Below are 9,824 nucleotides of genomic sequence, written 5' to 3'. Positions count from 1 at the left end.
AGGTTGCAAAGCAGTCAGCTCTGAGGGCGGTGTCGTACGGTGTCATCGGCTCTTCCTTGCCGGTCGATTCGACTTGGGTCGCACCTTCGAACCTCCGGCAAGCAAGAGCCCCCGCCAACCACCACCACCGGCACATCACGGTGACGCGCCACCGTCGCCCGCCCCTCGCCCTTCTACCGGGCGATCTGGCGATGGACCTGCTCGGTCAGGGCGAACAGTCCGGGCTCCTCCTGAGCCAGCCAGCCCCGTTCCACCAGCCGCCGCAGCTTGCCCCGCAGACCCTCCACCGCCGCAGCCGACTCCCCGCGCCCCAACGCTGCCGAGATCTTGCCCGCCCGCATCGCCCGCCCGGCATCGGCCAGCACCTCCAGCACATCCCGATACGCCTGCGGCAACACCGACGGCCCGAGGTTCTCCCGCCAAGGCGGCACCGTCACCACGCCCCGCCGCGTCACCTCGGCCTCGCTGCCTGGACCGTCCTGCTCAGCGCCGGCGGCATCGCCATCTTCGCCATCCGGCACGGGATCGGCGCCGAGCCGGCCCTTTCCGCCCAGGATCTCCTCCACCACCTCCTGCGCGATCAGCAGCCGAGACAGCCGATCTTCCTCGGCCTCCAACCGCGCCCGCACCTCGGCGAGCTGCCGGCCGAACTCCTCGATCCGCTGCCGGGCTTCAGCCTGCCGCCGCGCCAGTTCCTCCAGCAACGACCCCATCGCCACCACCGCCTCACACGCCTGCACCCACGGTAGAAGCCGGCAACGCGATCAAACAGCCAGGACAGCGAACGCCCAGCTCAGCAACTCACTACAAAAGAGCTACACCCAAAGCCGATTGGGTGGAACCTTGATGTCGAACCGCATGTGTGAAGCGGGTGGGGCGGCAAGGTATGGCTCATCCAGCGCCTTGCCGTCCACCTGGAGCCGGCCCTGGGAATCGCAGCACATCACCGTGCTTCCCGGTACGCCGATGACCCTGGACACGTACAGGCTATCCGGGGTTGTACCGCTCCAGCCGTTCGGTGTGCGGAAGGTGACTATCTCGCCGAGGCGGGGAACGTAGCCGTCGTCGATCCGCCGCACCATGAAGCGCGTCCCCGGCTGAATTGTCGGCTTCATCGACTCGCTCGACATTGAGAGAGTGGACTCGCCGACAGCCGCGCTCAGGAGCCCGCAGCCTGCGGTGGCAGTCAGGACCGATAGAAGAACAAGCGCCACGGCGGCCACGCGCACACGAATCACCAGGGCATTATGCCGGAGGGTAGGCAGCGCCGTGCCCGCTGGCCCTGACAGCACCCGGGCGGTGCGCCCTTCGCCGAGTCGATGCCCGCGCCTCTGCACGTGGGGAGACCAACCTGCGTGCCGGCGTACAGCGGATCATGGCTCGCAAAGTGACAGCCGAACGTCAGGGAGGTGCTCCGGCCTGCGGGTGGCGCCGATGCCGCTGCCATGGCGCTGGAACAGCTCGTGCCGGTCAGCGGCTGATCGGCAGGGGAGAGCCGGACGGTCTACCAGGCCGCCCGGCTTCGTTCTGCTCTCGGCAGGGGGAGGAACCTGGACGCTCAACCCGCAGTTCGTGACCTCTCCAGCCACCGCCTGCGGCGGCGTCCCAGACGTACGATGGCCAATCGGTCATCGTGAAGTACAAACAGGACGTCGCCCCGCAGGCGCGGCGCGACCTGGAGCGTCGCTCCGGCGGCGTCAATCTGCTGCGTACGCTGCTGTCGGCGCCGACCTGGTGCAGACCCCCGAAGACCCGGCACGGGTCGCCGTCAACCTTGAGACCCGTCGTTGGAGTACGTCGAGCCGAACTATCTCATCACGCTCGACGCTCTTCCCTGGCGACCCTCGCTTCAGCGAGCAGTACCACCTGAACCAGATCAACGAGGCCGATATCGACGCTTCCGAGGGCTACTTCACGCTTGCCTAGGCCGGGATTCCCGGTGCGCCGATCAAGGTCGGCATCGTGGACTCCAGCGTCGACAAGGAGCAGGAGGACCACCCCAGGAGAGAGCCATCCAGCCGCCACAAGAGCACACACGATTTTGAGCCGGGGACTAAATGTTGATCAGGTAAACGCCACCGGTTCTCCGGGGTTTGCGCCGCACCGGGGCTGCCGGATCTGGCAGGTGTATGTGTGTCTCCGTTGGGCGGATTGCTGGTCGGAATTCCATGGCTAATGCTTAACTGTGATCCAAATCACACGACTTATTTCTCGTGGTGAGCAGGGTCCTTTGACGGGGTGGTTGACCAGCGCGCATGGCATCAGTCGCTGACGCTGTCTTACTCGTGGTGTCGGGTAAGTGACGTTCTCATCGTTGACCGATCTTGAGTTGTCGATCACATTCCCATTGATCGTCCTTATGTCTGCTTTAGCCGTCTGACGGCCCCGTTTGTCCGGGGTCTGCGTCAGCGTGCCGTGAAGGAGTTTTGGGATGCGCGGTCGTGGTCTGCGAGTTTGGTTAGTGGCCTTGGTGGTCGGTCTGGCGACGTTGGTGTTGATCTCCAGCGTGGGCGTGCCTGATCAGCTGATCCAGCAGGCGGCGGCGGCCGCGCCGGATCCGGAGCAGTCGGTGGATGCGCGGCCGGTGCCGGACCAGAAGGTGGCCAAGGGCGCGGAGGGGTCGACGCGGAAGGTGACGCCGAGCAAGCCGGTGTGGCCCAAGCCGGGTAGGGCCGAGGTGAGCGTGCCGGCGGTGGGCAAGCTGGCCGAGGCCGGGGCGTTGCCGGTGCGGGTGGGCCAGGTTGCCGGTGGCGGGCCGGACAAGGTGTCGGTGGAGACGCTGGCGCCGGAGACCGCGGCGAAGCTGGGCGGGGTGGGCGTGGCCGCCCGGCTGGTGCGGGCCGATGGTGGGACGGCGCCGGGCAAGGTACGGGCGTCGTTCTCCTACGCCGGTTTCCGGGATGCCTATGGCGGCCAGTTCGCCACCCGGTTGCAGGTGGTGCGGCTGGCCGCGTGCGCGGTGGCGGTGCCGCGTCCGCGCTCGTGTGTGGTGCGGCCGACGGTGGTGTCGTCGACCAATGATGTAAAGGCGGGCACGCTGACCGCCGAGGTGGAGGCGGCCCCGGTCGGCGCCGCCGAGGCGGCGGTCAAGCCGCCGGCACCCGGCAAGAACCCGAAGGCGGACGCGGCCAAGGCGGCGAAGGCGGCGCTGGCGGCACAGTCGGCCGCAGGCTCGGTGTATCTGCTGGCGGGCAACCTGACCGGTCCGGACGGCAACTGGGGGGCCACGGACCTGAAGCCGTCGGGTACTTGGCAGGCGGGCACGTCGGGGGGCGGGTTCGACTATGACGTGCCGTTGCCGGAGCCGCCGTCGGTGGCCGGTAACGGTCCGGATCTGTCGCTGCAGTACGACGCCTCCTCGGTGGACGGGCAGGGTGATTGGACCAACAACCAGTCCAGCGCGGTCGGGGCCGGCTGGGATCTGAGCACGGGCTTCATCGAGCGGCGCTTCCGCCGTTGCGAGGTGACCACCTTCTACGACGAGTCCGCCGAGCTGATCTGGGTTGCCGAGGAGGCGGGCAAGTTCGGGCGGGCGTTGTGCTGGGAGTCGCCGGATGAGAACGTGGCCGGCGCCGACCGGACGCAGTCGGAGCTGGTGCTGAGCGCGGGCGGCCGGTCGGCGCAGCTCATCAAGACCAAAGCGGGGGCGTGGAAGACGGTCCCGGACTTCGGCTGGAAGATCGAGCAGGTCGCCGGGGGTGCGGGCGGCAACGCGTACTGGAAGATCACCGATCAGGAGGGGCAGGTCTGGCGGTTCGGCTCCACCACCGATGCCCAGTGGCAGGTGCCCTACGTCGGCGATGAGGTGGGCGAGCCGTGCTACGCCCGCTACCGGGACAACTTTATCCCGCCCACCTGTACCGGGGTGTGGCGGTGGAATCTGGACCAGGAGGTCGACCGCAACGAGAACGTGATCGACTATTCCTACACCAAGGAGAGCAACTACTTCTGCCTGCCTTCCTGCATCGATGAGGTGTATGAGGTGCTGCCCTATGATCGGGGCGGCTTCCTGGCCTCGGTGGCGTGGGGGCACAACACGCAGGTGGCGGCCAGTGCGCCGACCGCGCGTATGACGTTCTACACCGACCCCCGCAGCGGTGATGACGTGCCCACCGACCTGCTGTGTGAGGAGCAGGCGGGCTGTGACAACGACGCGATCGCGTTCTACACCGACCAGGAGCTGATCAGCCTGGAGACCGAGTCGCGCAACCCCACCTCGGGGGCGTGGGATCTGGTGGACCAGCTGGACTTCACCCACACCTGGGTGTACCAGCGCACCGATCAGGGGTTGCCGTGGGACGCGGCGATGTGGCTGGACACCGTGCAGCACAGCGGCTTGGCGGCCGAACCGGCGGTGACGCTGCCGCCGCTGGACTTCGACGCGGTGATGCTGGCCGGCCGGATGGACTACAGCAACAACTCCGACTGGGAAGATCAGCTGTCCTGGCGGATGGTGCCGCGGATCGCGGCCATCAAGAACGGCATGGGCGGCCGGGTCCAGGTCACCTACGGCCAGGCCGACCCGTGCGGCGGCGGCAAGGGGCGTGACGGCTCCAACTACATGAGCGACCAGGTCGGCGACTGCTACCAGGTCGACATGGGCAGCGATCCCGAGGGCGGCTTCGAGGCCTGGACTCGCTACTACAAGCAGCTGGCCACCAAGGTGGTCGAACGCGACATGGTCGGCGGATCGCCGGACATGGTCAACACCTACGAGTTCCTCGGCAGCCCACGCTGGACGAACCCCGTCCAAATCGCCGAGCCCAACCTGGCGCCGGACGGCTCGGACTGGCGCGGCTACGGCCAGGTCCGCACCGTCCAGGGTTCGGGCAGCGACCCGGCCGGCTACAGCGTTACCACCCGCACGTTCCTGCGCGGCACCGGCGGCACGGTCACCGATTTCGACGGCACCGCCGTCACCGACACGACCCTGCTGCAGGGCCAGGTGCTGCAGGAACAGACCTGGCAGATGACCGCGCTCAGCCCCCGCGCCTATGCCGAGGTCGACTCCACCCGCTGGGAGTACACGCTCGCCTCCACCGGCACCGGGCCCGCAGGTCAGAACCCGGCCTACGTGTTACAGACGCGCGAGCGTTCCCGGCAGAAGGTCACCGGTGGCACCTGGCGCTACACCGACGAACGCACCCATCACAACGCCGACGGGCTGCCGGACCGGGTCAACGACTACGGCCAGGACGGCGTCGCCACCGACAACTCCTGCACCAGCACCAGCTACGCCCGTAATGCCGACACAGGCCAGTGGCTGATCAACTTCTCGTCGGTGGTGGAGAAGCGTTCCGGCGACGACTGCGCCGCTGGAACTCTGGTCGGCAGGACGATCATGCTGTACGACGCGGGCACCGATCCGGCCACGAACAAGCCCAGCGACGGCAACCCCACCGAGGTCCGCTCTTACGCAGCCGCCAGCACGATCTCCACCAGCAAGGCCACCTACGACGACTACGGCCGGACGCTGACCGCGACCGACCCGCTCGGCAAGACGTCCACGACCACCTACACCCCGGCGGTCGGCTGGCCCAAGGACGGCATCACCGTCAAGAACACGCTCGGCCACACCGCCACCACCCGCGTCTCGCACACCTTAGGCGAGCCGACCGCGGAGACCGACGTCAACGGCAAGACCACCGAGACGGACTACGACGGGCTGGGCCGTACCGTCGCGTTGTGGAAGCCGGGCCAGCCACGCAGCGGCGGCACCCCGAGCGCCACCGCCTCCTACGACATCGACTTCGACGGCTGGCACGGCCAGCCCACCGAGCCGATCAAGACCACCGTCAAGCAGTTGCTGACAGGCAGCGGCACCGCGGCCAAGTGGACCACCAGCCACAGCTACGAGGACGGCCTCGGCCGCACCCGCGAGTCGCAGACGGCCTCGCCCAGCAGTGGCCGGATCGTCATCGCCACCACCTACAACGCGCGGGGTCTGGCCGAGGCGGTCTCCGAGCCGGTGCACAACAGCGGCGAGCCGGGCAGCGGGCTGCTCAACCCGGCGCTGACCAGCCTGCCGCAGTGGACCAAGACCGTCTACGACGGTCAGGAACGCGCGACGGCGGCCATCGCCTACCACCAGGGCACCGAACTGCGGCGCACCACCACCGCCTACCCCGGCGGCGACCGCACCGAGGTCACCCCGCCGGTCGGCGGCAAGACCGCCACCATCACCGACGCCTTCGACCGCGTCGTCAAGGTCGAGGAATGGTCCGACGCCACCAACCATGCCGACACCACCTACGGCTACGACCTCAGCAACAACCTGACGAAGATGACGGACGCCAACGGCAACGTCCGCACCTACACCTACGACTGGCTCAACCGGCAAACCGCCGCCACCGACCCGGACGCGGGCTCCTCCAACAACGGCTACGACGCGGCCAGCCGGCAGATCTGGGGCATCGACGGCAACGGCCAGAAGGTCTCCACCGTCTACGACGACCTGGGCCGTCGCACCAGCCAGTGGGCCGGCGAGCCGAACACCGGCACCAAGCTCGCCGAATGGAGCTACGACACCGTTGCCAAGGGCCAGCCGAGCGCCTCGATCCGCTACACCGGCGGGCAGGCCTACAGCCAGGCGGTGACCGCCTACGACGCCGACTACCGGCCCACCAGCAACAAGATCACCATCCCGGCAAGCGAAGGCGCGCTCGCCGGCGACTACACCTTCACCTCTGCCTACGACGCGGCCGGCAACCTGCGTGAACAAGGCGTCCCCGCAGCTGGTGGTCTGCCCGCCGAGAAGCTCACGCACAGCTACACCGACCTGGGCCTCACCAAGGGCACCACATCCGACCTGGGCGGCTTCACTTACCTCAAGGACACCACCTTCACCGCCACCGGCAAGATCGAAACACGGTTGCTGGGCGGCAACGGACAGATCAAACGCGTCCTGGAACGCGACGCCACCACCGACTGGCTCTCTCGCGTCAGCACCCAAACCAAGACCGACACGACCACCCCGGACACCGTCCAGGACGACCGCTACAGCTACAACATCGCCGGCAACATCACCCGCGTGCTGGACGCCGCCTCGGCCATCCCCGGCACCACCGACGGCCAGTCCGAATGCTTCACCTACGACGGCCTGCTCCGGCTCAAGACCGCCTACACCACCACCGCCAGCTCGTGCACCGGCACCGCAGACGCCCAGGGACTCGACCCCTACAGCCAGGCCTACGGCTACGACAAGGTCGGCAACATCACCACCCTGACCGACAACGGTCAGACGGCCACCTACACCTATCCCACCCCCGGCGCCAACGCCGTCCGTCCCAACGCCGTCACCAGCATCGCCCGCCCGAGCGGCACCGACACCTACGCCTACGACTCAAAGGGGCAACTCACCGCGCGCACCGTCGGCGGCAAGCAGGGCACCTTCGGCTGGACCCAGCTCGGCCAGCTCACCCAGGCCACCATCGACGGTCAGCAGACCGGCATGGTCTACGATCCGGCAGGCGAACGCCTCATCCGGCGCGACCCTGATGCCGGCACCACCCTCTACCTCGGCCCCATGGAGCTGCGCCTGGCCGGCGGGCAGGTGACGGGCAAGCGCTACTACAGCAGCGCCGACGGCGACCTGGTCGCCATGCGCGACGCCAACGGCGTCACCTGGATGCTCGCCGGCATGCACGGCAGCACCCAACTCGCTGTCAACGACTCCACCGGCACCGTCAGCCGCGAACGCTATCTACCGTTCGGCCAACGCCGCGGTGGCGATGACCTGCCCTTCACCGACCGGGGCTTCCTCGGCAAGACCGAAGACGCCTCCACCGGCCTGACGTACCTGGGCGCCCGCTACTACGACCCGGCCATCGCCAAGTTCATCTCCACCGACCCCGAGCTCGACCTGCGCACCCCCGAATGGGCCAACCCCTACTCCTACGCCGCCAACAACCCCATCGATCAATCCGACCCCGACGGCCGCCGCGTCGAAGCCGGCGGCGGCAGCTCCGACAAGAGCTACGGCTACTCCCGCGACAAGAACCGCCCCAACGCCAACCAGAACTTCGCCGAAACCCACAACGCCAACGGGGCGAAGAAGACCGCCCGTGAACGCAAAATCCACAAGAAGCGGATCCAGCGGAACGAGAAGAGCCGGAAGAGAGAGTCGATCAAGAACAATCTTCCGGATACCCGCAGGGACGCTCTCAGGAAGCAGACAGACCTCGACCTGAGGTCGGCGCGCGACCATCTTCCTGGCGGCGATGACCGCATGGGCGTTCCGGGCGTGAACAAGCCCATCCGTAATGTGCCGATAGGCAGCATCAAACTGCCCAATCTCAAAATTCCACCTTATGTGTCGAAGACGAGACCCTGTAACAGTTTTGTAGCTGGCACCAAGGTCCTGATGGCGGATGGCACATCCAAGGCGATCGAAAAGGTTGCGATCGGTGACGCCGTCATGGCGACGGATCCCGAAGCCAACATGACGTCGGCGAAAGCTGTGATGGCGGTCATCGTCGGAGAGGGACGCAAGAAGCTCGCTGAGCTGACCGTCCAGGGAAGCACCGAGAGCGGGAAGAGGGCGGCCGGGGACAACAGGAGCGTTGGCACGGTAATCGCCACTGAGGAACATCCGTTCTGGGCTCCCGACCTGAGGAAATGGGTCAACGCCGGCGATCTCCAGCCCGGCATGTGGCTGCGAACGTCCGCTGGAACGCACATTCAGGTCACTGCCATCAAAGAGTGGACTGCCATCCAGCGTGTACACAACGTAACTGTCGCCGATCTCCACACGTACTATGTGCTGGCGGGGCAGACTCCGGTCCTGGTTCACAATTCTAGCTGCCCGCTGACTGGCGGGTTCAAGGTGGGGGTGAGTCCGGACGAGATTGCCGATATTAACCGCGGTTTCGGGGGGGAGACGTTGTTGAGCGGCTCGCCAACGAACACCCTGGCTAATGCCAATCGCTATAATAGCTTCTGGGATAAGTCGGCAGTTGTGATCAGGGATATTGCGGGAAGTCACATGTTCAACAACGGAAATAAGCGAACTGCTCAGGCTACCGTTGAGCAGTTGATGCAACGGAACGGCGTCACGAGCGGCCCCACTTCCGCTGACCTCCGAAGGGTAATCGACAGGGTAGGCAAAGGTCAGCTGCATGACGTCAGTGACATCTCGGCGGCCTTGAGAGGCTACTGATGGGAGCGAAAGAGATGGATATCGAGCAGCTTATGGATAAGTTGGGCCGCTCTGGCGTCACCGTGATCCTCAAGATGGATGATGAGAGGATGGCGGAAGGCGGGGACCCTTGGACGTTGGTAATGTCGGGGCCGGGCCTAGGTGGGCAGGGATTTATCCGTGCCGAATCTTCCAGCCTCAGCGACTGCCTGGAACAAGGGTTCACACGACTGCGTGCCAGGTCCGGCGACTGGGAATGGCTGACTGAAATCTAGTGGTTATCGAATGAGGCCCTTCTGAATATTTTGGGAGGGCCTCATGCCGTTTGACGGCCCAGCGCGAAACCCTGTCGGCGACTTAATACCGATGGTTGGCTTGCCGGTTGGCGGAAGCCCTGACGGACGCACTCAGGATCGCGGACTCGCGCGGACAGCGCATCCCGGCTCAGGAAGAGGCGACCGAAGATGCCTGACTCTCCGAACGCCGGCGCACCCACCCGCGATTCCTCTCGGGGGCGATGCCGCTTCCGGCCTGAGCAGCTTGCGTGGCTCGAGGTGGTTCGGCTGGCTGATGTTGCTGGCCGCAGCCAAGTGTCGAAGGATGCAGAAATCATGGTGTTGCGTCACGAGGTGGCGGTGCTGCGGCGTCAGGTTGGGTACCCCAAGCTCGGACTGGGGCCGATCAGGGG

At 66.5% G+C, this 9,824-nt stretch carries 4 protein-coding genes; 2 read left to right on the top strand and 2 right to left on the bottom strand.

Annotated features, from left to right (window positions below):
• Positions 1-173 precede the first annotated feature (173 nt).
• Entirely contained in the window at positions 174-704 is a 531-nt protein-coding gene (locus ACFPZ3_RS42910) for a hypothetical protein (protein ID WP_379520118.1), read from the bottom strand.
• Between the two features lie 111 nt (positions 705-815).
• Positions 816-1,238, bottom strand: a complete 423-nt coding sequence (gene lepB, locus ACFPZ3_RS42905; protein ID WP_379520117.1) for a signal peptidase I — start codon at positions 1,236-1,238, stop codon at positions 816-818.
• 1,193 nt (positions 1,239-2,431) lie between these two features.
• Here lepB and ACFPZ3_RS42900 point away from each other — a divergent pair.
• Together ACFPZ3_RS42900 and ACFPZ3_RS42895 are read left to right on the top strand one after the other, a co-directional pair.
• Positions 2,432-9,157 (top strand): RHS repeat-associated core domain-containing protein, encoded by a 6,726-nt coding sequence (locus ACFPZ3_RS42900; RefSeq protein WP_379520116.1) that lies wholly within the window; start codon positions 2,432-2,434, stop codon positions 9,155-9,157.
• A gap of 14 nt (positions 9,158-9,171) precedes the next feature.
• Entirely contained in the window at positions 9,172-9,411 is a 240-nt protein-coding gene (locus tag ACFPZ3_RS42895; protein ID WP_379520115.1) for a hypothetical protein, read from the top strand.
• Positions 9,412-9,824 lie beyond the last annotated feature (413 nt).

It is taken from the genome of Nonomuraea insulae (assembly GCF_042656245.1).
This window is presented reverse-complemented; position numbering and strand designations above follow the sequence as displayed.